The sequence below is a fragment of the Sphingobacterium sp. SYP-B4668 genome, from assembly GCF_027627455.1.
Taxonomy (GTDB): domain Bacteria; phylum Bacteroidota; class Bacteroidia; order Sphingobacteriales; family Sphingobacteriaceae; genus Sphingobacterium.
The window spans coordinates 3,242,292-3,266,902 of the sequence record NZ_CP115483.1 but is presented as its reverse complement, the minus strand read 5'-3'; the positions used below and the strand labels follow the sequence as shown (position 1 = coordinate 3,266,902).

The window sequence follows — 24,611 nt, the reverse complement described above, 5'->3', positions numbered from 1 at the left end:
AATATTTTTTTGCTAATTTGCGCCTTATGTCAACAGAAGCAAATACCTACCAATTATTCACGAAAGAAATTTTGTCAATCTGGATAGCCCAAGATGTCTCTTACATTAAGGTAGAAGAGTTGTCTGAAGTTGAAGGTGTCACTTTTTTTGAGTTGATTCCTGACTCCGAACTTTTAGATGGGGGAGGGCAGGATACACTTTATCCAATAGTGTCGGAGGACGTAGAGGATATGTTATTGCCTAGTAAAAATATTAGGTTTGTCGTCCATAGTGTTTACTTAGAAGAAGACTAAGCTAGTTGTCTGTGAGCCGTCTGTTAGTATTTTTGAGTACGGCTTTCACAATCTCATTACTTTTGAGCAGCTATAGGCTTTTTTATTGCTTGCAAGATATTCTTATCTGCCGATTGCTAAGCTTTCGTGGCTTTTTGATTGGTCGGTGCATAGTAAAGAGTCACAGCGCCATTACCAAATGTTTTTGTCTTGATCAGTTTGAAAACATTCCTGTCATTGATATTTTCAAACAAAGGTAGGCCACTACCAGCTACAACAGGATGGATACAAAATTGGTATTCATCAATCAAATTCAGATTCATTAGCTGTATTATTAGGCTCCTGCTGCCTACTAAAATATCTTTTCCTGATTGCCCCTTGAGTTCCAAGACTTCCTCCTCCAAATCACGTTTTGCAACAGTTGCACTTTCCCATTCCACATCGTCTAGCGTTCGAGAAAAGACAATTTTTGGAATTTTGTTTATGGCCGCGGCAAAGTCATTCATTGATTTTTCATCTGAAGGGTTTTCCAACAAAGTTCGCCAAAATTCCATCAGTTGGTACGTTGTCCTGCCATAAAGAATGGCAGCTCCTTGTTCTAATAGTCCTGTATAATGGCGATGTATCTCCTCATCTGGAATTCCTGCTGTATGATTGCAAATTCCGTCAAGTGTCATATTGATAGCCGCAGTTATTCTTCTCATATTATTTAATTCCAGTCTATTCTTAGGTGCTTTCCAGATTCTATCATACTCCCCCCATTCTTTACAGCCCTAATCCGGTCCATCTTAACGACCCGTATTAAAACCCGCTTCAGGTCCACGTCCCATGAACCAGTATGCCATACTGCCCAAAAACGGTATGCTCAGGATGACAAAGAACCACAGCAATCGATGCATTCCCGATATTCCGCGATTAGTCGCCGCATGAAATAAGCAATAAAAGTAGAGTATGGTTATAGGGAGTATCAAAAGTAGCAGAACGAGCTCTTGTGTTCCAATACCGACTATCAATAGGTTCATAATTCAAGATTTATTGGTTAAATATTTCCCTAATCTTCTCTTAGATTCCCTTAAACACCTGTCAAGCGTGTTAACATCGAATAGTGTCTAGCCTTACTTTTTTTGTTCACAGTAGCGGTGGTCGGCAATCTAATGCTGTCGATTAAATCTACCTCTAATATAATCATTTTTTGAGTATAGGAGCTTTTTATTATAGCTTCAATCCAAACCTTATTGAATACGGCGACGTATAGCCATCTAAAGAAGGAGGGTCGAGAAAGAAGAAGTCGAAAAGCTGAAATAGGGTAGTTTTCCAATAAAAGTATAAATCCCGCTTAGTCATTCCCTTTGTTTTTGTGTGCTCTGTTTTTCCTATGCCTGTTTAAAAAAAGGGGGTACTTTAGAAAACAAATCTCCCATATGCTTCCGGAAAGTTTGAGATTTTAGATTTCTGTTGCCTTCAAATTTAGCGTTATCCTTTTTAGATAGTTTGTTGTTTTATAATCTTGACTTAGTGTAAGTGTAGAATCTGTTACTCGATATGCGAAAGAAGATTCCTTATCCATCACCATGTGTAAAGAATCCTTCGAGACGGTATAGGTGCCATTGCCCTCAAAAGAATTAAATTTGCCTGCAGGCAGAAAGTGTATCGTATCATTTTCAGACTTTGAATAATCTGTCCTACCTTTAAAACCATCGTACCTACTGTAGTCTGGATTTAAATAAGTGGTTTCTTCTGATATAATCTGCCATTTCTTATGTAGCACATTTTTTTGCTGGGCATAGCCGTCGATTATACTGGGCTGGGTGAAAAATAAGTTGAAGATAAGTAAGGAATATAGCGCTAAGTTCATTTCTGTTTTTATTTTAAGTATTCACAAAAACTATTCCCTTTACTCCGTCTCGACCCACAATTTCATTAACAGCATACAAAATACATCTTATAAATGATAAAACGAGGTCAGAGAGCCTCAAGAATCTAGGATAATGGGTAAGCTAATACGCACGATAAGCGGCTAAGCACTTGTGAAGATTTTTAGACAAATACGTTGTTTTCGAAAAAAAAGTTTGCTAACTTTAATTGAATTTAGAATGAAGCACGTCCGTGCTGGTTTAAAATAAGGATTCCTCTTGTCGCCCGTCAAGAGGAATTTTTTTATGACAAATCTCGCTTGATACGTCTATTCTCTTGCCATGTACTTATCTGTAGCACTTCGATAATTGATACGCTGACGTACACCGTTTTAATCCTATTTTCGATTATGGCTTTTTTTCCGCTCAACTTATTATGTAGCACGTAATGGAAAAGATGTTACCTCTATCCAAAATCCCATTCCGACGCTGAAGATGTCAGTCAGGAAGTTTTATATGCGCAAAGAATCATAAAACTCATTCGGATTATGCATCTCGTTTTCCTATTTGTTTTTATGGCTCCCTGTAGTTTGACAGTTTACTACAATTATCCAAATTTCCGTGTGAGTGTCAAAGGGAACAATTTGTTGGATGTGCAATACTGGGTCAGCGATGGTTACTATGCAGGCCACAACGTCCTGCCAACTTTCTGGCCAGTTTGACCTATCGGTTTTAAAAGCTAGCCTACGGGAATAGACGAAGGCTAGCTTTTAAAACTGGCCTTCGTCTCTATATAACACTTGTTTGTCACCCCTATCTAAAGCATTTACTTCGTTTGAGGGAACTCAATTATACAACAGGGCATTGTGATAGGATACAGCAGTATTTTATTTCTATCTTTACTTTTGCAGAGCATCCTCGATCCACTCCTTCAGTTTCTCATCCCCCATGTACGCTCCAAGGCTCTTATGCTGTAGGTTGCCCTTTTTATCAAATATCAGATAGCTCGGAATGTATTGGATACCAAAGCTTTTGTTTATAATTGAACTCTGATTTCCATGTAGATAATAATGTTCTCCACCTATATAGTCCGCATATTGATTCCATTGGTTATAATCAGAACTTACATCCGTTAAGTATACAAATACGACATCATCTTTTTTTGAAAAGTGCTCTTTTACTTTTTTGATCTTACCAAAAGCCTGGAGACAAGGACCGCACCAGGTCGCCCAAAAATCAACGATTACCACCTTATCTTTGTATCGAGATAGGATTTCATTGAAAACAGACTCTTTGTCTTTTTCGAAGGGGAGATGGTACTTGTTGGTGTTGGATTGCACATTCTTTGCATTCATTTCACTGCTATAAAGGATATAGTTGCTGTAGTGCTTGTTTTCAAAGAAATTGACCACGTCCAGTTTTTGTTTTTCATTCACTACTGCTCCCGCATTTATGTGATCCATATAGGCCCCAGCGATCATGATCTCGTAAAATTTTCTTTTATCATATTGTCCCTCTTTTTCAAATACTGATTTTAGTATGTTTAGATAGGTATGAGGGTCTTTTTCTAAGATATATCCTTAAAGGTGATTTAAAAGTTATGGGCCATTATCTGAATCACTATAGTAAAGAGCGCTACTATGTCGTGGCCACTGATTTCGCTAACTATGCAGTTGCCGAGGTACTCGTTAGCGATTCGACCACTAGTTCCAAATCTCGCTTTTCAGAAAAAATCTTTAAATCCTATCCTGAATCATTGGCAAAAATAATCATAAAAGACAATGGTAAGCCTGAAGGAGTCTATTTTAGGGAGGATTTATCTTCCGTCCATACAAATGGGGCCGGTCTTAATTTAATTGATGCATACGGTACTCAGGTCCTCTTTTCAACCGACTCCAGTATGTTTGATGCGCTGGTTGTCTTTAACAACATATACTCAAAAAGTGATTAATTACCTTGTTATGAAGAAGATCTTAATTCATCTTGTTTGTTTCTTTTTAATTGGAACCAGTGCCAATGCACAGCTTGAAAATACGTTTGCTTCCTTTCAAGATTCCTTCTTTGAAATAGACAAAGTATTATCTGGATATAACCTGGAAGATAGGTTATTAGTTGGAGTCGGGGATGTTGGAGAGTTTGCCAATGAACCTAAGGCATTGACCCGGGATTTGGTTATCTATTTGGTAGAAAAAAAGGGATACAGAAATATTTTGTTGCACATGGATGATTGGACTATACGTCCATTAAATGCATTCCTACAGTCCCAGTCAGATAGCGATGTGTCTGTAATGGAATCGTGGGTTAGAAAGACCTTTTCAAGGGCAATATATAGAAATAGGGAATTCGAAAAAATATTTGTATGGCTTAAAGATTACAACATTGCAAATCCCAGTAAGAAGGTCAATGTGTATGGCGTAGCACCCTCAATTTCAATCCCGCCATCTTATTTTCTATCACAGTATATTTTTGAAATCGATAGCAAAGCCGGTGAGCGATTGAGTAAAAAGTGGACGGATAGCCCCGTTCCAGACTCGATTGCTTTTTCTGATATAAAATCTTGGGTAAATGATCAGCTCCAATTGAACATCTCTGATCTAAATAAGGAGCTACTTAATATGTGTATCAAAGATCTTGACTTCAATGATCATCTACCCAACCGAAGGACGATCGATCAACAGCTGCCGTTGAGTCAGTATATCGACTATGTATCATTTGTAAGCCGGTGCATATTTGATAAATTGGCTCAAAAATCAATTTATATAAGTTCAAATGCAGATATTTTAAATGCAGATATTCAATCCAGCCTTGTCATAGGTGGTCATGCTCGTCCGACAGTGGGCCATATGCTTCATCATAAATTGAAAAATAAGTATTTTAACATAATCACGGATTTTGCCGACAGCTCTGCGCTACCTCTTGTTGAATATAAGACCATGGAATTTAATACCGTAAAGTTTGGGAGCTCTGATAAAGCAAGGGAGCTTTTTCTGAAAAAGAGGTTTTTTGATGCTAAATATGATGTTAAATTATTAAAGGGATATACACCGTCGATTTTGGCAATAGCCAAAGAAGTTCCAGCCCCGATTCCAGTTAGTCAAGAAAGACCTATGTTTGATTTGCTGTTTATATTCCGTCAATTAACATCCACCTATTTTTTTAACTAACAACACCAATTTTATAAGACTGAATCATGTATAAAATCTATTTTATTCTTGCAATTCTAGTAACAGGCAATTTGTCCTGTATTGGACAGGAGATAGTTCGCAATCTAGGGTTCGAGCAACTGGATCCCAACGGTAGGCTCATCGGATGGGAATTTGGGAACACCAAACAAAAATACCAGATGAAATTGGACACTGCGATTTCACACACTGGACGATGTTCATTTTCGATAGAAATGCCCTCGGATACGGTTTTGGATAGAGGTATTGCAGGAGCATCATCGATTTTTATCGCCTCTTCTCTAAAGTCAAAAAAAAACATTAAAATAGCTGCTTATATTAAGACAGAAAATCTCGTAGACGGAGTCGCAGCTGTTGGAATGAGGCTTAATGGCGAAAATGGCCCCATACATGAATTGAATTCGAACGACCAAAGTCCTAAGGGTACCAGCGATTGGAAAATGGTTGAAATAGAGCTTCCGTTAACCGCACAGGTGCAATCGGTCAGCTTTGCTTTTCATATGGATGGAAAAGGAAAAGCGTGGTTCGATGATTTTCAAATATTCATCGATGGGACATTGGTTGGCAGTAAACTTAAAATAACCCCTTAAAGAGCTTGGAATCACTTGAGATGAAAATACCGACTTTTATATTAATTTATAGCTTCGTGTAGACCGGTTGGAACATGTTCTGCATGAAGCAGAGTGAGACAGTTTTTTGTCAAGATTTGAATCATAATAGGCTATTTAATCATTTGCGGAGTGAGATACTCTCTTCTGTAAATAATCCAATAGACTACCTTCTCTGAAGCGTTGTGATTTATCAATCGCATTTAATCGCCAAAGTTCATTGTATAAGTGAATCGAATAGCTATTTTCTAATTTTTCACTAATTTCTTCTATCTTCAGGTGATTAAATAATCGATAAAACATAAGTTGTTTGTTGTCAGAGTAGATTAATTTGGGCATAATAAAAACTTCTGGTTCTTGAAGAAATCCTGTCGTGTCGTAAAGTTTTAATAAATTATTCATTAACGTGGGGCCGAAAGTTCCCCAAGGTATCGTTGTTTTTTTTTCTAAAGTCAGCTCTAGTGCAGCGATATAATTTAATAAAAATGCGGAGCCTTTTGGACTTTTGATACATCCTATATTAGCAAAAATTTCTCCGTTTACGTATTCTGATGAAAAAATATGAGTCTGTTCAAAATCAAAGTATTTTAAACAAACAATATCCATATCAACCCACCAACCTCCTCTTAAATAAAGCATTTTAACCCTGAAGTAATCAGAAAATGTAGCAATAGTACCTCTAGAATCTAAAAAAATTCTATCACTTGAAATTATTTCATTGGCGTCCATTAATAAACATTTCTCGGGGACCCCTTTTAAATTTGCGTTGTAGGTATATAGATGGAACTCATGTCCATTAGCGATGAATGAATCGATACATAATCGTTCTACTTGCGATAAAGTCTCCCCGTGCCAAAAACTTTGAATAATTTTATTTAAATTTTCCATATTTATAGGTTAAATCTTCAATGATTTAGTCAAATTATTCCACATGCGTCTAAAAACCGATTGATCTTCCGTAATAATATCAGCTTCTGCCATAAGACCAGGCTTTAGTTTTATACTGCTGTCCTGAGGTGTGCGATGTAATGCTACTTTAGCGAAAAATAAACTATCGCGAATAGGGATATCGGATAAGTAATCAATCTCACCCCGCACATATCCATATTCTTGATGGGGGTATCCATTTACTCTAAGTAGTACTTTTTGCTTCTCTTTTACTTTGGAAGACATCGCTTGAGGAATATTTAATTCACCATAATAATCTTCTTGGCTGGTATAAATATAGAACAATTCTTCCCCGGACTTTACCAGTTGATTCTCTTGATAAAAACTGGTATAGATCAACTTCCCGGAAGTCAATGAGGTGATCACATATTGCTTCTTCCAGTTTTCAGCCTCACTAATAAAGCTATTCAAAGCTTGTGCGAACATCTTCTCTTCCTCAAACATTTGATTATCCAGCTCTATTAACTCCTTGTTCTTGGACAATAAATTGCCTCTGTTATTGATGAGTATATTTTCCATTTGAGGAATAGCCTGGCGTTTAGATAATAGGATTGCTTCCCTCTGTTGCAATTCCAAGGGACTAATTATCCTTTTATCCGCTAATTGTTTATAGCGCTGGTACTCTTCTTCGGCTAGGGCTAGTTCTTCCTTTTGTAATCGATATGATTCTTTGAGTTGTTCATTTTGCGCATTCACATTTGACATTTCTTGTTGTACATAGCTTTTGCGTCTTTTGAAAATACCTTCTTTAGCAACTGCCTTATAATTCAAGTAGGCCAGATAGAAATTCTGGTAGCTACTTTGTAGCTCTCCAAGTTCTAACTCTTTAGGTTCAACCAATTGGTCCAATGAAACAGCAATACTATCCCCATTACGGATAAGTTTGAGCTGGTCCAGTATATGGATTACCTGCTCGTGATCGGCTATACTTTCCAAATAGGCAATATCCGTTGATTTACCTACCAAAGCCCCATCTTTTACTAAAAGCTTTGTCAAATTACCACTCACTTTACTCACCAATACCTTCGGTGCATTTGCTGTGTTAAACTTCAGGGAGGTAGTAACTATTTCAGGGTAACGGATAAATACAGACAACCCTAAGATAAGAACAATCGTTAACAAAATAAATGAAATTCCGCGCCTAAGTAACCACGAAGGTGGTTTTGCAATAATCTCTTGCAAATCTTCCGAGTGGATCGACTCTTCTTCTATAAATCGTTGCTTTGCCATTCTGTTAATTTCCTAACTCCAATTGATTTTTTACTAATTCGTAGTAATTTCCTTTTTTTTCTGTTAACTCCTTGTGTGATCCCTGCTCTATTACTTCTCCTTTTTCAAGAACGATAATATTATCTGCATTTTTTACCGTACTTAATCGGTGAGCCACCACTACCACCGTTCTGTCTCTAAAAAATTTGTTCAGATTCTCTACAATAGTTTTCTCATTATTAGCATCTAACGAATTGGTTGCTTCATCCAAGAAGATAAAAGATGGTTCTTTATAGACAGCTCTGGCGATCATCAATCGCTGTCTTTGTCCTTGGCTTATTCCTTTTCCTGCTGTTCCAATCTTTGTCGCTAGCCCAAATGGTTGTTCAGCGATAAAATCATCGAGGTTTGCTATTTCGATAGCCCTTTTCAATAGAGTTTCATCTGGGTTTTCGTCATTAATAGCTATATTTCGTTCAATGGTGTCTGCATATATATAATTATCTTGTAACACAGAGCCGCAGCTATCTCGCCAAACTGAAAAGGAAAGCTGATTGATGTTTTTGCCACCTACCAAAATTTCTCCGCCTTCGGTTTCATAGAATCGGAGAAGGAGTTTTAATATGGTCGTTTTGCCACTTCCACTTGTTCCAACGATAGCGGTAGTTTTTCCTTCCGGAAAAGTAAGATTCAACTTGTTAAATATCGGTTCATTCCCAGCTCCAAAATAGCGAAAAGTGATATTACGGACTTCAATCGTTTTACTTTCTGGTAATTGGTTCAAATAATCGTTGTGTAAATTTTCTTCTTCCTCCGCTTCGTATATTTCATTCAGACGTTCTAGACTAATTTTAGCATCTTGATAAGATTGGAGAAAACCTAATAATTGCATGACCGGGTTGGAAACCATACCAACAATATATTGTATCGCCATCATCCCTCCAAAAGTAATTTCGCCATCGATAACCGCCTTTGCGGAGATATAGGTTATTAAGATCCCTTGAGCTTGACTTATTGCCATCGAGCCGATCGATTGGTACTGTGACAAAGCTAGACTATCAACCCTAAATTTGAATAATTTAGCTTGTAAAGCTTCCCAACCCCATCGTTTTTGTTTTTGTGCATTGTTAAGTTTGATATCCTTTACACTTTGTATCATCTCTACCATATACGTCTGGTTCTCGGAAGAGATTTTAAAACGCTTTTCGTCCAACTCTCTTCTATACTTCATAAAGATCAAGATCCATATCGTATACAAAACTGTAGCTATCAGGAATACTATGAAAATGGTTTTATTGTAGACAATCAGTAGCGTCCCGAAAATCAACATATTGACCAATGAAAACAGCGTATTCAAGGTACTACCTGTCAAGAACGACTCTATACGCTGCTGATCAGACATCCGCTGCATCAAGTCCCCATGAGTTTTCAAGTCAAAAAAACTCATGGGCAGCTTCATCACCTTGATCAACAAGTCCGTCAAAATCGAAATATTAATCCTAGTACTGATGTGGAGCATGATCCAGGACCTAATAAAGGAAACCGATGTACTACCGATAAACAACATCAATTGAGCTATCAATATCATATTGATGAACGAGATATTCTTGGTATTGATCCCAATGTCTACTACGGATTGCGTCAAAAAGGGAGTAATCAATTGCAAAATCGTCCCCAGGACCATTCCCAATATTAACTGACCGAATAGACGCTTGTACTTATAGAAATAAGTGAATATTTTACGCCATTGCAAGGATAATTTGGGTTCGTCATCATCCAATTGATAAAAATCAGGCCCTGGACTTAGGACCAATGATAATCCTGCATAAAGCTCTTTGGTCGAATACCAATTTTTTGTAAATTCCTTTTCCTCATAGCTAACCAATCCTAATGCTGGATCTGAAACGTAATACTTCCCCTTTTTTACCTTATACAATACTACAAAGTGGTTTTGATTCCAATGTAAGATGCAAGGTAATTCCACTTCTTGTAGCTGCTCTAGACTTAAACGCACCCCATACGTCCGGAAACCCAATTTCTCTGCAGCTTCTGAGATTCCAAGTAGGTTGACACCGTTTTTGGTCGTTTGCGTGAATTTTCGAATCTTATGAATAGAGACCAACTGTCCATAGTACTTGAATACTACGCGTAGACAGGTGGCACCGCAATCCATTTGATCCATTTGCATATAATGAGGAAAACGTTGTAGCATAAACTTTTTAAAAATCTGGTTCAATTAGCATAGTTTAAATCACTTACGAAAAAGTAAACCCATCCCACCTTGATCAACATTTTCTTACGACATTCGTTATAAGGTAGAATAACTCCTTTTCTCCCAATTCCAGTTTTAAATAATCAGAATCAATATGAGGAAAATCGTTATAAAGCCTTTTTAGAAAAGTGTCGTTTGTGTGAAATCCTTCATGACGAGCCAGAATGTCCGACAAACATTTTTCCCAAAATGGATTTCCGTATTGTTTAGCTGCTATGCCTAGTTTCAGTACATTTGATTGATCTATCTCATTCAAGTCATTTTCATAATATGTTATCAACTCTTCAAAAACTTTATAAAATACTGCTTCAAGCAGTTTTTCATTTAAACATGTTTTTAGTAAGAAGCTGTATTTTTGCATGATATCTGTAATTTCAGATAGGCACTGGTTAGATAAATCCGCTTTTATCAAGTAGGCGTTTAACTTGTCTACCAATAACTTCATGCACTCATGATGTGTAAATCGTCTGTAGAAATGTGCAGAAGACGTATAAATTAGGCGTTGCTGATAGTAGGTAACGAATTCCAACATATTATGGACATTTACCTCGCTATTTAATACCTCCTTAATTGTCAATTTATAGATAGTATCGTCCATATCTTCCAAAATTTCGTCCGCGTCGCCTTCGATAATCTGTTCATGGATTAAAAAATTAATCAACCACCCTAACCCCAACAAGCCTCTATCAAATTCGTGATTTCCGGACGCGACAACTTGGTCTGCCCAATCATCTAGTAGTGAAGTGCTTTTCTCATTTTCTGATTTGATCAGATTTATTTTCAAGATGTCATAAACGGTCAACATACAGGATTATATATATGTTAATGAAAAAATGAGACTATTTATATCTAGAACTTGATGATTATCGAAGTTCCTGTATCGAATGATATCACTATATCTTTCCAAGTCTTGGTCGTAATTTCCAGACGGACGTAGCGTGAATATCAATTTGTCTGTGTTGGTAGTATTCATCTTCCCTACATTCATTTCCAGTAGCGAAATATCCAAAACCTTCGAAAATGTTTCTGTGAATAAGGCATCGACCTTATGTAAATCAGTCAATGGATAAACCCAGTCCGCATCACTCAATTGGATCGTATCGAAAATATTTTCCAAAGTATCATTGGATAAAACTATATCTGCCGGTATAAACAGCATACGGTCATGGTTAAACAACATTCCATCACTATTGGTCTCATTGTCTGTTGGATGTAGACAATATCCAACATCAATATCAAAATTCTTTTGTATAAAAGACTTCGACCCGGTATTGGTTATTTGCTCTTGCTCATCACAATACAACAATACCTCCATTTTTGAATACTTTTTACGCATTCCATCCAATTCCTGTCTTCGGTTTTTGATTATTTCTACAATCTTAAAGCTACAAGTAGAATCAGGAATACTATTTAATTGTTCGTCATACCACGGGAAATAATTGATGTACTCATTTTTTTTGAAATCCTTCATTTTGTTTTCAATATTTCCAGAATAATGCTGAATAGAAAATACGTCCCAATGTTCAATAGGGCTGATGGGCCACGAGAATATTAATTCGTTGTGAATTTCTACTTTTTTGCCACATAGCCAGAGGTTCCAAAGAACTGCCCACATATCCGCGCACCATGCTTGAATCCCTCTTTTTTGACTTCGATATTCCTTGTTCCATGGGTAGGTGTTCTCCCAAATCTTTAGGTTATACGCTGTCATTGCTACGTATAGATTTTCAGAATCTCGTTCAACTTTTTCCCAAAAAGGGGCCGTAATTCCTTTAAGGACATATTGCGCACCACCGGTTTGTTCATCTTCTTGAACAACTTTTGCTTTGCTAATGCCTACGATCTTAAGCATCTCGTCCAATAATTCTTCTGATGCGGTGCGCCTTATGTACCGCATATCCAAATAACTTCGAGTGTCTGATACATAACAGATATCGTTTTTTTCGACATTGTCTATCTTTGGAATACGTGAAAATAAAATATCAGAATCGTGATACATAACGGTTCTTGTAGACAATAGAGGGAATTTCTTAAAATGCTGCTTTAAGATGTTTGGTCGTATCGAAGAAGTATACCTACTGTTTTTTCGTAAATCAGGATAAGTATAAAACTGTGCTAAATGCTTATTGTCATCTATAAATTTCTGAAATAAAGGATTTATTCCGTTTTCTTTATGATAACCGACTATCACTTGGATATTTTCCTTCAGAATCCCTAAAGAAAACAAGTTGCGCAATTGAATTTCCAATTGCCATATGAAATAAAGTTGATCTGGTTGTGCGGATATATATAACATGTTGATTATTTCTTTAATCCCTCTTCAATCCATTTTATTAACTTCTCGTTTCCCATATATTCTCCTAAACTTTTTTCTACTAATTCTCCCTTTTTATCAAAAAGTAGATAGCTCGGTAAGAATTTTATATTGTGTTGTTTCGTGATATATGAGAACTGATGGTCATGTACATAATAGTGCTCTCCCCCAAGAGAATTTACATAGTTTTGCCAAGTGTCACGATCCGAGCTTTCTCCCGTTATATACACGAATACCACGTCATCTTCTTCTAAAAATTTTTCTTTTACTTTTTTTGCTTTATCAAATGCTTCTCTACAAGGGCCGCACCACGTTGCCCAAAAATCTATTATCACGATTTTACCTTTGTAGCGGTTCAGAATATCAGGCAAAACATTTTCCTTTTCCTTCTCAAAAGAAAGATAGTATTTGTTTAGATTTTGCGATGTTGTGTTTGTTGTAAGCTCGTTTTGCTGAAGAACATAATTGCTTATGTGCTTGTTTTCAAAAAAATTAAAAATATCAAACTTCTGTTCTTCAGATAATTTCACACCACTGCGTAGTTGATCGATGTACGCACCGGCAATCATGATTTGGTAAAAAAGATCATCATTGTTTTCCTTTTCAAAAATGGCCTTTAGCTTATCATAATAAACCTGAGGGCCCCTTTTTAGAATATTTGGGAAGTTTAATAAGGTGTCATTTCTAACATCTTGTAGCAAATGATAGCTAGGTGAAATCAACCTTTCTATTTTAGTTAAGTCGCTAATATTCATTTTGTCATAAAAAGAAACGTCTCTTTTAAGGGGGATTTTAATGGTGTCTGAACCAGTTTTTACTTCTTCGTATGCATTACGGGTATAATTGTCAAACAGGTAGAATTTTTTAATATCGATTTCTGAATCGTACTTAAAAAGCTTTTTCAAAAGGTCATAATCCGTATCATTTGCAACATCTGATATCATATCTTGAAATTTCTGTAAAACCGAGTCTCTAAAATTATTAGCTGTTTGGTATTTCCCAGGATTAAATTTTGAAAAATAACCACCATCATAAAATGCTTTAATTCGCATTTCACCACTTATCTTCGAGTGTGCAAAAAGTTTAGCGAAAGTTCCTTGATAATTCAATAGGTAATGGGTAGAATCCTTATAGTGTATATTTATAACATCAGAATGGTTCGGCAACAATATCGATCGTTGATATTCCTTATTATATATAAAATAATACTGAGTTGGACCGAAAGTATAGAACGATAGAAATAAAGTTGAGTCATTAATCTGGGTAAATGTAATTGGCTTATTGAAGAAAAATTGCCCTGAGAATAATGGTGTAGAAATTGGTTTATCCTCAGGGAAATCTCCAGAAAATTTGACGGTAAGTGAGGTATGACCACTTTGGGCATATTGATCAAGTTGACCATATGAGAAAATGGGAATAATCAAGATAATTAATTGGAAAATAAATCTCATAGTTATAAGCATTAATCAAGGATCCATAAACCAAGCCTACAAGGTACAAAAGCACCCTATAGGCATAGGTTAATACTCTACTTATCGGCAACCATAGGGCCACACAGTATCACATGTGCCATCTTCGCCATCACGTGTCACACATTTACCATCAGAAGTAGGGCAAGGTACAGCGTAACCAGTACTGTTGTTATAACATTTACCTAGCTTTGTGTCACATTTCTTGTCTGAAGGACAGTCAGCATCACTTGTACAATCTCCCGGTAGATCCGTTCCTTCATCTGTACTAGATCCTTCTGTCCAACCGCCCAATACATTTTTCAATTGCTCGCGAGATAGTTGTTCTACCTCTTTCAAATTCAGGTTTTTTAATGAAATCTTTTTCATCTTTACAAAATATAAATTGTTTACATTTGCAATCTGCTCACTCAGATTACTTGGCTAGTTAAGTTAGAGAGAAGTTGAGCCCTCTTTGCCTGAGTACATTTCGAACTGGCTCAGGCATATTTTCTACGTCTAGAAAAAATTCTTTAATTCACTAATCCTATAGCTGTCAGGTAGCTCATAGCCGTTTATATATATAGTCGGTGTAGCACGTATCTTCATTTCATTACACCAATCATACATCGCATCTATTTTGTTTTTTTGTAGTTTCAATTCCCCGTTCATTGGATATTTTTTAGCGAATACTTCATAGTCTTTTTGCTCTGAAAGATACCAATCGTCTAACGCTTGCTGTGCAATTCTTTCTCCTTCTTTTTCTTGTATAGCCAATAGATGCTGCACAGGGGCGGTTCTTATATCATCATTCTCTCCGGAAGCGGTAAAGATGATACGTATCTTTAAATCAGTATTGTTTTTTATAATATGCTCTAATTCTGGATGAGCCTTTGCACAAGGCCCGCAGTATGGATTACATACTTTTACGATTTCGGTACTAGCATTGGGATTTCCAATTACAATACCTAATCCTTCTGTTGAAACAGTTATTTTTTCTGATTTAGTGAGAAGCGCCTGGAAGATATCCCGATTGTATCGTAGCTTTTTCCACCGTTTAGCATAACTTTTACTTTCTCTCGCTTGTTTCAAAATAGGTATGGCGTAGTATGTCAACAGTAGAAATATTAAACCAATCACACCAATATGTAGTACAGAGGGCCAATCAAAGAATATGCTACCACTAGTGCTTAAGGTGTAAATTGAAACTGCAGCATTCACCAACAGCACGCTCAAGACCAATAGACACAATGGGCACCATTGTTTCACTACTCTATATTGATAGTACAAAGAAAAAGGAAGGTACATTATAGCTGCTACAGAAAATACGGACCAGAGAGAGCTATATGAAAACTCTAGCGAAAATAATACTATGGTTAAAAAGAAAGCAGCAAAATAGGCAAAACCCCATACAGCCCAGCTTATGCCTAAAAATGTTGCTCCACTAGATGATAGTACAGCATCGCAATTCATTTTGCGTCCATGTCCACCACATACTTCCTTGATAAAGGGATTGTGCGCATCCACCTCATGCCATACGAGTAATAATGAGATTAACAGCCCTATAGTAGAGCTAATCAAGAAAAACGGAGTGATCCAATGTAAGCTATCTGCCCTCAAAAGCATAAACCCTAGACTCGATAGCAGCACAAGTATAAAAGCATATATAGGTATCTGGGCAATAATATTTTGACTCCGCTCTTTACTTTGATTTTGTCTATAATTTAATTCCTCTTTTTTCTGTTGGGTATCTAGGAGCAGAATGATCTCTTTATCCATGGCCTCAAAATCAGTTAGAGCAATGGTTTTTACAGTATTACCTATGGGATCTAGGTAACTTATTTTATCGTCTTCATTTGCAATTACAACTGTAAAAGCAGGCTTGCTCCAATCCTGTTGTTGAAAAGAGCAAATAAAAGGTGTTTCAAAATCTTCATATGAATAGTTACTCTTGCGTATAGCAACAGCATCTATTCCATACTCAAACAAAATATCTTTAATCGAAAGCATCGAGGGACTCTCCACATGACCCTCAATAGCTTCTTTGAGATGAAGCGAAGTGTGATTTACTTGGCTTATTGTCAAGAAATAATCAATAACACGTTGTATGTTAGATTCTTTCTTTGGAAAAAGTGCTTCTATCATAACAAAAAGCTATAATTTGGTTTACTTTAAAATTATGTAAAATAAATCTTAAATAACAATAAATTTTTCTTGTTTTTAATATTTATTGTAAATTTTTGTATTAAACATTTAATTACAAGTGGTGACATATTTTTAATTTCACATCCCAATAGTCGCATTTATTTGATGTCTTTTTTGTTCTCGAAGATATGCATGAAGTAGTATTTACCGGGGTGTGGTAATTTATTATAGATTATGGTGAGGAGATGAAAATGACAGCTCCATGTTAAAAAATGGAAGTATATGATTTCCAGTACTGTTGTCGTATTAAAGATTAAAAAAAGGAATTATTGTTTTTTATGTCATGTTAAAAGGAGAAAATGGAAACATTAAAAGTGTATTTTTATATTTAATCAATGTTTGAAAAACGGGAAGGCTTCACTAGGAAGAAGTTCAATGCAGATTCCGCTTTTTATATTTCCTTCCCAATGGATGATGTGAGGGATTAATATCAAGGCAAATATGAAAATTTTTATATGCATACCGCTCAGAAAAAGGATAACGGGTACATCAGCTTTTATCTGTTGTATACCGATAAAGCTAAGAAGCGATTAAGTAAGTATTTGAAGCGCCTGTCACAAATGTATACCTATCAAGGGGCTACCTAAAAGATGTACCTTTTCGTATAAAATCCATCAAAGTGAATGATGGATCCGGTGATAGGCTGGTGTTCGATGTAGAGTTAAGAGATATGGACGAATCATATGACTTTCGGTAATATATGCAGGTAAGCATTTTTATGGGGAAACCTTCAACCTAATCAAAAGTCTATTGTTAGAGGTTCTGAATCCGATTCCATACTGAACATACAGTTTAAATATTCCATCTATAGTTTAATGTCGGAGCATAGACAGGTTTACCTTAAATTTCCGGATCTAGATAGCGTGTTACTACGGCTTCCTGTAAAATGGTATTAAGATTTTGATTTTCTAAGGGCAGCAAGCTAGCTAAAATTTGGCCTGATAATACAAGTCGGATAGGTATAGCTTAGAAATTGTAAATCCTTAATTGTTGCGTTACTAACCTAAGGCCTTAGCTGTGCTTGCTGGCTGTATTAAAGAGTGGTTATAAATAGCCCTCTACACTGCTTTCTATCTCCTCAATCAGCTCCTTGTCCATATACCGATATACATCAGGTATTTCCAAAACGACGATTTCCTTTGCATTTGTTTCATTTGGAAAGTTGAGCATTAGTTTTTCTTTATGGTGTGCTTCCATCACAAAGACTAAATCGGCCCATAAAATTAATTTAGCATTGACCTTGATTCGTGCAGAGTTTTCTGTTCCTGCCGACTTTACGTTAAAATGACGACTATTCTTATATAGAGTTTCTGCAGTTCGGCTTCTCCACTTGTTTCTGCTACAAATAAATAGTACATTTTTCATCTGTATATAATTATTGAGGCGTGTTTTTTTTCGTTTATATCCATGAGCTCGTTTACGTAGTTAAATTTGGTATTTTAAGGTATCCGTGAGCTCACTTCGTTCGGTTCCCCCGATTTGTTTTTAAAGGTGATGAAGCTTCAAATTTATTCATCGCGTGTAGTTTTAAGCGGCATTCATGAACTCGCTTTGCTCAGTTATTCATTCCACTATGGATAGCCATATCACCAATGGAATGAGAAGCATTAATGCTCGCGTAAATTTCTTTTTTATGTTCCATTTCTTTAGTGTTGTTCAGTCTAGATTTCGTCTTTTGACATTTTCCTTTTCTATGAGCACCATTGGGCTATGTCCCTAATACGGTAAAACTCATCAATACGTTTACCACCTCTATTTTCCTATTTGTTTTTATAAAATTAACTGATTAACTTTATTTATCAATTATATCCAATAAAATAATATCATGAAAAAGATTGCAACTGAGGGAGTTGCATGGGGTAGCAAATATTTTTCCGATCATCTCTGAAGAGTTACTTAGCGTGCTAGGTCGTTCAGACCGCGCGTCCTCCGAGTTGGGATGACGTATGGAATGTGTTGGATTATTCGGATGGAACTCGACATGATTTTGAATAGTGGCAGTTAACCTAAGAATTTATGAAATTTTTGATTTCGATTTTAGCGATTATTCTTTTTGCAGGGACTTCGCTCGCGCAAAAGGATACTTCTTTTTTTGATGAAACTGCGACAAGGAGACTTGCAGACATGCGTATCAAATACCATAAACCAAAAGGATTTACGGAGCACAGAAAGCCAGAATGTTTCGATATTTATTATAAACTAGGCGATATCATTACATGCAGCTCTTATAACCTAACCTCTGATGATGGTGAATGTATTGTGTTCCTAACAATTTATGAGAAGATGACAGAACAGCGAGCCTCTAACATCAACAAATTATTTCCCAATAATATCTCTAATGTAAATAACATCCATTTGAATCTACAAAAGCATATTTTCAAGACATTCTTCTTTGAAAATCAATTCAAAGCCAAGGAAGATTACTTACATTATTACTCCGATTCTGATGCTAGGAAGAAATTCAATGCAGATTCCGCTTTTTATATTTCCTTCCCAATGGATGATGTAAGGGATCGATATCAAGGCAGATATGAAAATTTTTATATGCATACCGTCCAGAAAAAGGATAACGGGCACATCAGCTTTTATCTGTTGTATACCGATAAAGCTAAGAAGCGATTAAATAAGTATTTGAAGCCCTTGTTACAAATGTATACCTATCAAGGGGACTTACGACAATCCGAGTAGCCTCAAAATGATATAGTATAAGTGTACGAATTATAAAAGTAGATTATGGAGAGTTTTTTTGTTGCTTTGGTCGTTTTCGTTTTTAGCCTATTTGTACCAGTTGGTTCCGCTGGTGCTCAAAAAAGTGTAGAGAACGAAATTGATGTTTCCAAGACATATCCAAATGTCACTTACAAAGAGATTTTTCGGCGTTTTCCATTACTGGATTCCATTGCGCTGGAGTTTAGTAATGGAAGTCCATCCTTTATGACTTGGTTTTCGTCTGACCTGTCAAAAGGTAGGGATTGGCAGAGAGGCGTCGAATATTTTGATCTCGCATTCGAAGGGGATCTTTACATACTGAAGCAATTCTATAACATAAAAGAGCTTCCCATACTCCCGAAGTCAGAGGTCAACTATTTGGATAGTTTTATGAGCCAGCCAGGTTACAGACCAAATGCGGTTATTCGAGACGATTCGGTAACTTACCGATTCATACATCCTCCGTTCTTAAATGCGAGGTATAAAGGAGACATTGGCGTGTTTAGAGACCGTCTAATTGCATCTTCCCAAACGGGTAATTTTGGCCTTGAAGCTGATAGCCTGTTGATTTTTCAGGGTATTGTTGGTATTGATGGAAATTTGGAACAACTAGAACTGGTCGTTGGGTCAGCAAGCGATTTTTCGGATCTTATAATAAAAATTATGAAAAGTCAAGAAAAGGAGTGGCGACCGATGATTAAAGATGGAAGGCCGTTACCAAGTCTTGTGGATATATGTGTTCGTTTTGGCGAGGATCGTAATCTAACCGTGTCTGCTACAGGTAGGGGGCGGATACTGAAAATTAAAGATGTGGAAAATCGACATCAACTATTCTATTGAGTCAGATTTTCGAACTAGTTGTTCTATGGTGTTTTTAAAATCGCCATGACTAAGGTGGACAATAATAGTTCCTGACGGACCATATCATGCCGCTCTCTATGACCCAGCAGGAGATACCTATACAGCGCAGGGTGCGACAGACGCGCAGGGTAGTTACGTTTTGGAAACTAACTGTGCCCCAAGATTTAGCTGTTGCCACATTGAAGTTTTAACTAATTAGTCGATTTCAAATGAAATGTATATTTGTATTGCTGGCAAGTTTGCTTTATTGCATGGACCTGTTTTCACAAACAAGAGAAATCCAGATTTCCCCTGGACGTTGGTCTATTGAGGTTTCAATGCCGGATACGGCAAACCGTTATTTCTTAAGCAAGCATGATTCCTTAGAGACTATAACGATCGTTTATAAGGAGAAGGAACCGTATATGGTGTTTATGAGACAAATAACCCCGGTCAGGGATAGAAAACATTTTGATTTGACATTAGCAGGAGATTGGTATTATTTAACAGGTAAATACGGCAAGATACAGTATTTTAGTCCAAAGGAGATCGATGAGATTCCATGGCCTGAAAATGGCAAAACGATTACTTTGACTGGCATCACTTATAATGGCGACTCTGTTTTTTGCCATGGGGAGTGGACGCAGCCTGGAGTAAAAGGTTTTAATCCGGATTGGACAGTGGGTGGTCCAGCAAAGTATGACGGGGATATTAGCGCACTTGCTGCAGAGATCGCAGACCGTTTTGCCGCAGAGAGGCCGAGAACAGTAGTTGATTCTGCATTGGTATTTGAAGCCAAGATTGGCAAGGAGCGTCGACTTGCTCATCTAGTATTAGCGCTGGGTAGGAAATCGGTATTTTCCGATATAGCTATGAAAGTCTTATTGAACAAGGACGAAGAAGGCGCATCAAGGCTTCCACAGGCTGAATGGTCTCCTGCTCATACCGATAGTGGCGTTCGGCTTTATAGCTTTAGATTCAGGATTTTTGTAAGGCTTAATTCGGATGGCACCGTCACTATTGGAACACCAAGTAGGTTGCGGACGTTTGCGGAGGGCTAGCCATATTCTGGTGATTTGATAGGTTATATGATAATTTGTTTTTTGTTAACTATGTTAACCGCTATTATTCAAAACAGGTGAAATGAAAGGATTTTTTTTAATTGTATTTACGGTGCTGTCGGTTCATGCAAGTGTGTTCGGATGCACGAAACCCGTTGATAGCTTGGGTTATCTTGTCAAAGTCACTATTCCGGATACCTCAAACAATGTTTTTTTTGAAAAGAACAAAGCTGTAAAATTTGTTAGCGCAATGTATATTGGTACTGAGCCTTCATTGATATTCCTTAGTTTTGATTATAAGAATGAGGTTTTTGAAATTTACGATCTGACGTTTAGAGGTGACGCTTATCTGCTTAAGGAAAAATATGGTACGGTTCATTTTAAATCAGCGAAAGCGGGTATTGAGTCGATTCGTTTAAGAGGCGGCATTTCTAGTTGGTTGAATATAACTGAAGCTGCCGTCTACAGGGACTCGGTGTCGTTCAGTTTTAGTCTCATCGACGAATTTAAAATGGATGCTTCTGATTGGGCCGTGGGTTCGCAGGCGCATTATAAAAGTTCTATCATGCCACTAGGTGAGCGGATTGTCAATCGGCTTAAGCAAGTAAAGCGCTTAGGTGCGGTGGATTCCGTTTTGGTTTATCAAGGAACCATGACCAAGTATGGTTATCTCAAAGACTTGGCGTTAGTGTTTGGGAAGCAATCGACTTTTTCAGATGTGGTAGCGGAGGAATTATTGGGCAAGGAGACCAGAAATGAAACCGATAATACGCAGGCTGACTGGAATCCGGCGTTTGTTGATAGAGGCAAGCTCGACGTAATGTTCAGGATTTTCGTCAAGCTCGAACCTGATGGTTCCGTTACTGTTGAAAATGCTAAGAAATTACGGAGTTTTATCGGACGTTAGCATTGGTTATGAAGTGACAAATTGAGCTTATGGTAAGTAATTAAGATTTAGCTGTTGCCACATTGAAGTTTTAACTAATTAATCGATTTCAAATGAAATGTATATTTGTATTGCTGGCAAGTTTGCTTTATTGCATGGACCTGTTTTCACAAACAAGAAAAAACCAGATTAGGCCCGGGCGTTGGTCTTTTGAGATTTCAATGCCCGATACGACAAACCGTTATTTCTTAAGCAAGCATGACTCTTTGGAGTCTATAGAGATTACGTATAAGGAGAAGGAACCGTATATTGTGTTTCTGAATCAAATAACCCCGATAAAAGATAGAAGACATTTTGATTTGACATTGGCAGGAGATTGGTATTATTTAACAGGTAAATACGGTAAGATACAGTATTTTAGTCCAGAGAAGATCGATGAGATTCCATGGTCTGAAAATGGCGAAACGATTACTTTGACTAGAATCACTTACAATGGCGACTCTGTTTTTTGCCGTGGGGAGTGGACGCAACTTGGAGTAAACGGTTTTAATCCGGATTGGACAGTGGGTGGTCCAGCAAAGTATGACGGGGATATTAGCGTACTAGCTGCCGAGATCGCAGACCGTTTTGCCGCAGAGAGGCCGAGAACAGTAGTTGATTCTGCATTGGTATTTGAAGCCAATGTTGACAAGGAGCGTCGACTTGCTCATCTGGCATTAGCGCTGGGTAGGAAATCGGTGTTTACCTGACCCCTAAATTTGTTCTCCAGTTCCCCCAGAGAAAGGCCATGTGTAGCAATTACACATAGACAATCGTGCTGCAGGAATTCTTCTATCAAACCTATGGATCCCTGTAACTTATCCTCCGAATTTGTACCTTTTAATATCTCGTCCAATAAGATTAATATTTTTGCTCCGTCCCGCAGGCTATGGACGATTGCTGATAGTCGTTTTAGTTCGACGTAGAAGTATGAAGTGTCTTGTGCTAACGAATCAGTCACACGCATACTGGTGTATAGCTTCAATCCATTGCTACATGTTAGTTTTGTCGCATAGACAGGTGCTCCCGAATATGCGAGTACTAGATTGATTCCTATTGTTCTAAGAAATGTACTTTTCCCAGACATGTTTGCTCCTGTTAGCACAATAACCTTTTCTATTGCCGAAGCCCTTAGGTAATTCCTTACACGTGTTTTGTTAAAAATAAGGGGGTGCCCCAAGTTTTCTGCTTCAAGAAATGTGGTTTCATTGAATGTTGGGTATGAATATTCAGGGTTGTTGTAGGCATAGTTTGCAAAAGAATTAAGTTCGTCCATCGTAAGTAGGCTTTCAAGCCAATGGGTCATTTTATCTCGATATTTCTCTTTCCACGAGTCTAGTGCCGCAATACATGGAGATTAGATAAAAAAATGCCATTCAATATTATTGCCACTAGGTCATTTAGGCGTTGGTCGAACAAGCTCAATGTCCTCGCCAAATAGTTTATATTTTTTTCCGCATCTTTACTCTCGTTAAATAGTGAGTTCAAGATATCGCTGTTAAATTTCTGACCATTGATATGTTCTACTAATCTTGCATATTTATAAAGCTCCCCAACTTTGGAAGAAGGACCGGGATGGAATTTCAAGATTTCTTAAGGAGATCCGCGCTTTTTTCTAGCGGATGGTAGCACCTTTTTTCAAAACAATCTTCTTAAATATTCGCCACTGATATGGAGAAATTGCGCGAGCTCTGTACGTGAGATTAACGGGATGACAGTCGAATACTGCTTTCTGAAAAAGGACAAACGATCGGCTTTTGGCAGTTCCAATAGTTGCGTGCGGAAATCCAAGGATTGCTGCTGCTTGCTTAGCAATAGTTGCTGAAGTACGTGGCTCTGTGGATATCGCGACAAGATATCGTGTAGTTTCTGCTGGGACAACATCCACAGGTGGCAGGATTCTAGGGCTTTAAAATTAAAGCCGGATCGCTCGGATGGGACCATAATCAATTCGTGTCGCAAAATATAACGTTTCGGAGTCTTCTTATAATATTTGCCCACCGTACCCTTATTCACGATATAAAGGTCGCCGGGATACACATCTACAAATTCGCCCGTTTCGAAAACACGATGCTCAAAATAATCCAATAACAAAGGGGATTTTTGCTGCCATAGCGGATAGAGCTGTGATAAATAATGATATAAATCGGTTTGGTATGCGCTCATATGAAGTATGCAATTTTATAAAATATGCCAATAGCCGCCGCCATGTAGGAGGTATGGTCCATGGCGGGGCATTATGGTGATCCTAAGTCCTATTTAAGCTGATAAAAAATGCGGATTGTCAAGTAAGCATCCAATGTCCTAGTGGCCAATTGTTCGCTCAGGTCAGCGTCAGGTATGGGGGCTGCGCTGGATTGCAGGTCTATTGGAGCGCTATACAATAGCTGGAGCCATTGCTTGACTCCGCTTGCTGTAAAAGGGTATTTTTTCATTTTCTTTAATTTGATTCGTGGGTTCTAGGAGGTGTCCGGTCATCGCTGCATGCTTTTGCAATAACCTATAGATACCTTGCCTAGCCCGTTTAAAATTTAACTATATAATCGGTTCGATCGAAAAGCTAAAGTAGTCCCGATATTCTAAAAAAGGGCGTAAAGTGACAGACGAAATCGGTGAAGACGAATTTGAAATCGACGAAGGAGACTGAAAATGGGCTTTACAGTGTGTTGAACGCAGGTCAGAGACAGACCAAGGGCAAAAGGATTTCGGCGGAGCTAGCGGAGAATAAAGATTAGATTTTGAGATTATTTCAAAATACGTGTCAT

Annotated in this window: 25 protein-coding genes; 9 read left to right on the top strand and 16 right to left on the bottom strand. The window is 37.4% G+C overall.

What is annotated here, in order from left to right; genetic code table 11:
• Window positions 1-26 precede the first annotated feature (26 nt).
• On the top strand, window positions 27-293 hold the full coding sequence (locus OQ289_RS13640; RefSeq protein WP_270087412.1) for a hypothetical protein: 267 nt from the start codon (window positions 27-29) through the stop codon (window positions 291-293).
• 116 nt (window positions 294-409) lie between these two features.
• Here OQ289_RS13640 and OQ289_RS13635 read toward each other — a convergent pair whose 3' ends face one another.
• The 4 genes from OQ289_RS13635 to OQ289_RS13620 all read right to left on the bottom strand — a co-directional run bounded on the left by OQ289_RS13635 (window position 410) and on the right by OQ289_RS13620 (window position 3,588).
• Window positions 410-976, bottom strand: coding sequence for a dihydrofolate reductase family protein (locus OQ289_RS13635; RefSeq protein WP_270087411.1), 567 nt, complete (start codon window positions 974-976; stop codon window positions 410-412).
• An 84-nt stretch (window positions 977-1,060) separates the two neighbouring features.
• Window positions 1,061-1,294: a PLDc N-terminal domain-containing protein gene (locus OQ289_RS13630; RefSeq protein WP_270087410.1), complete on the bottom strand. Its 234-nt coding sequence runs from the start codon at window positions 1,292-1,294 to the stop codon at window positions 1,061-1,063.
• Between the two features lie 422 nt (window positions 1,295-1,716).
• A complete protein-coding gene (locus tag OQ289_RS13625; protein WP_270087409.1) occupies window positions 1,717-2,127 on the bottom strand; it encodes a hypothetical protein in 411 nt (136 codons plus the stop codon).
• An 897-nt stretch (window positions 2,128-3,024) separates the two neighbouring features.
• On the bottom strand, window positions 3,025-3,588 hold the full coding sequence (locus tag OQ289_RS13620; RefSeq protein WP_270087408.1) for a TlpA family protein disulfide reductase: 564 nt from the start codon (window positions 3,586-3,588) through the stop codon (window positions 3,025-3,027).
• A 137-nt stretch (window positions 3,589-3,725) separates the two neighbouring features.
• Here OQ289_RS13620 and OQ289_RS13615 point away from each other — a divergent pair, with 137 nt between their 5' ends.
• The 3 genes from OQ289_RS13615 to OQ289_RS13605 are packed head-to-tail and all read left to right on the top strand — an operon-like array spanning window position 3,726 to window position 5,897.
• Complete coding sequence (locus OQ289_RS13615) at window positions 3,726-4,076, top strand: hypothetical protein (RefSeq protein ID WP_270087407.1); 351 nt, start codon at window positions 3,726-3,728, stop codon at window positions 4,074-4,076.
• Between the two features lie 10 nt (window positions 4,077-4,086).
• Window positions 4,087-5,289: an erythromycin esterase family protein gene (locus OQ289_RS13610; RefSeq protein WP_270087406.1), complete on the top strand. Its 1,203-nt coding sequence runs from the start codon at window positions 4,087-4,089 to the stop codon at window positions 5,287-5,289.
• A 26-nt stretch (window positions 5,290-5,315) separates the two neighbouring features.
• Window positions 5,316-5,897, top strand: a complete 582-nt coding sequence (locus OQ289_RS13605) for a hypothetical protein (RefSeq protein WP_270087405.1) — start codon at window positions 5,316-5,318, stop codon at window positions 5,895-5,897.
• A gap of 135 nt (window positions 5,898-6,032) precedes the next feature.
• Here OQ289_RS13605 and OQ289_RS13600 read toward each other — a convergent pair whose 3' ends face one another.
• The 9 genes from OQ289_RS13600 to OQ289_RS13560 form a co-directional block, all read right to left on the bottom strand.
• Window positions 6,033-6,803, bottom strand: coding sequence for a glycosyltransferase (locus tag OQ289_RS13600; RefSeq protein ID WP_270087404.1), 771 nt, complete (start codon window positions 6,801-6,803; stop codon window positions 6,033-6,035).
• 9 nt (window positions 6,804-6,812) lie between these two features.
• The gene (locus OQ289_RS13595; protein ID WP_270087403.1) at window positions 6,813-8,093 is read right to left on the bottom strand and encodes an HlyD family secretion protein; all 1,281 of its coding nucleotides are present in this window, start codon (window positions 8,091-8,093) and stop codon (window positions 6,813-6,815) included.
• A 4-nt stretch (window positions 8,094-8,097) separates the two neighbouring features.
• On the bottom strand, window positions 8,098-10,284 hold the full coding sequence (locus OQ289_RS13590; RefSeq protein ID WP_270087402.1) for a peptidase domain-containing ABC transporter: 2,187 nt from the start codon (window positions 10,282-10,284) through the stop codon (window positions 8,098-8,100).
• Window positions 10,285-10,357: 73 nt separating this feature from the next.
• Entirely contained in the window at window positions 10,358-11,149 is a 792-nt protein-coding gene (locus OQ289_RS13585; RefSeq protein WP_270087401.1) for a hypothetical protein, read from the bottom strand.
• A gap of 6 nt (window positions 11,150-11,155) precedes the next feature.
• Window positions 11,156-12,640, bottom strand: a complete 1,485-nt coding sequence (locus OQ289_RS13580; RefSeq protein ID WP_270087400.1) for a hypothetical protein — start codon at window positions 12,638-12,640, stop codon at window positions 11,156-11,158.
• Window positions 12,641-12,645: 5 nt separating this feature from the next.
• Entirely contained in the window at window positions 12,646-14,109 is a 1,464-nt protein-coding gene (locus tag OQ289_RS13575; RefSeq protein WP_270087399.1) for a TlpA family protein disulfide reductase, read from the bottom strand.
• 81 nt (window positions 14,110-14,190) lie between these two features.
• Window positions 14,191-14,496: a hypothetical protein gene (locus OQ289_RS13570; RefSeq protein ID WP_270087398.1), complete on the bottom strand. Its 306-nt coding sequence runs from the start codon at window positions 14,494-14,496 to the stop codon at window positions 14,191-14,193.
• 129 nt (window positions 14,497-14,625) lie between these two features.
• Window positions 14,626-16,251, bottom strand: a complete 1,626-nt coding sequence (locus OQ289_RS13565) for a vitamin K epoxide reductase family protein (RefSeq protein ID WP_270087397.1) — start codon at window positions 16,249-16,251, stop codon at window positions 14,626-14,628.
• 1,104 nt (window positions 16,252-17,355) lie between these two features.
• On the bottom strand, window positions 17,356-17,676 hold the full coding sequence (locus OQ289_RS13560; RefSeq protein WP_270087396.1) for a low molecular weight protein tyrosine phosphatase family protein: 321 nt from the start codon (window positions 17,674-17,676) through the stop codon (window positions 17,356-17,358).
• Window positions 17,677-18,327: 651 nt separating this feature from the next.
• Between OQ289_RS13560 and OQ289_RS13555 the strand changes: the two genes are divergently transcribed.
• The 5 genes from OQ289_RS13555 (at window position 18,328) to OQ289_RS13535 (ending at window position 22,556) form a co-directional block, all read left to right on the top strand.
• A complete protein-coding gene (locus OQ289_RS13555) occupies window positions 18,328-18,999 on the top strand; it encodes a hypothetical protein (RefSeq protein ID WP_270087395.1) in 672 nt (223 codons plus the stop codon).
• Between the two features lie 45 nt (window positions 19,000-19,044).
• Complete coding sequence (locus OQ289_RS13550; RefSeq protein ID WP_270087394.1) at window positions 19,045-19,860, top strand: hypothetical protein; 816 nt, start codon at window positions 19,045-19,047, stop codon at window positions 19,858-19,860.
• Window positions 19,861-20,090: 230 nt separating this feature from the next.
• The gene (locus OQ289_RS13545; protein WP_270087393.1) at window positions 20,091-20,921 is read left to right on the top strand and encodes a hypothetical protein; all 831 of its coding nucleotides are present in this window, start codon (window positions 20,091-20,093) and stop codon (window positions 20,919-20,921) included.
• Window positions 20,922-21,171: 250 nt separating this feature from the next.
• Entirely contained in the window at window positions 21,172-21,828 is a 657-nt protein-coding gene (locus OQ289_RS13540) for a hypothetical protein (protein WP_270087392.1), read from the top strand.
• A gap of 92 nt (window positions 21,829-21,920) precedes the next feature.
• Window positions 21,921-22,556 (top strand): hypothetical protein, encoded by a 636-nt coding sequence (locus tag OQ289_RS13535; protein WP_270087391.1) that lies wholly within the window; start codon window positions 21,921-21,923, stop codon window positions 22,554-22,556.
• Here the strand turns inward: OQ289_RS13535 and OQ289_RS13530 are convergent.
• From OQ289_RS13530 to OQ289_RS13520, 3 genes are all read right to left on the bottom strand, one after another.
• Window positions 22,514-23,152: a MutS-related protein gene (locus OQ289_RS13530; RefSeq protein ID WP_270087390.1), complete on the bottom strand. Its 639-nt coding sequence runs from the start codon at window positions 23,150-23,152 to the stop codon at window positions 22,514-22,516. The two genes, OQ289_RS13535 and OQ289_RS13530, sit on opposite strands and share 43 nt — an antisense overlap.
• Window positions 23,153-23,484: 332 nt before the next feature.
• Window positions 23,485-24,012, bottom strand: coding sequence for a cyclic nucleotide-binding domain-containing protein (locus tag OQ289_RS13525; protein ID WP_270087389.1), 528 nt, complete (start codon window positions 24,010-24,012; stop codon window positions 23,485-23,487).
• Between the two features lie 89 nt (window positions 24,013-24,101).
• A complete protein-coding gene (locus OQ289_RS13520; protein WP_270087388.1) occupies window positions 24,102-24,281 on the bottom strand; it encodes a hypothetical protein in 180 nt (59 codons plus the stop codon).
• Between the last annotated feature and the right edge of the window lie 330 nt (window positions 24,282-24,611).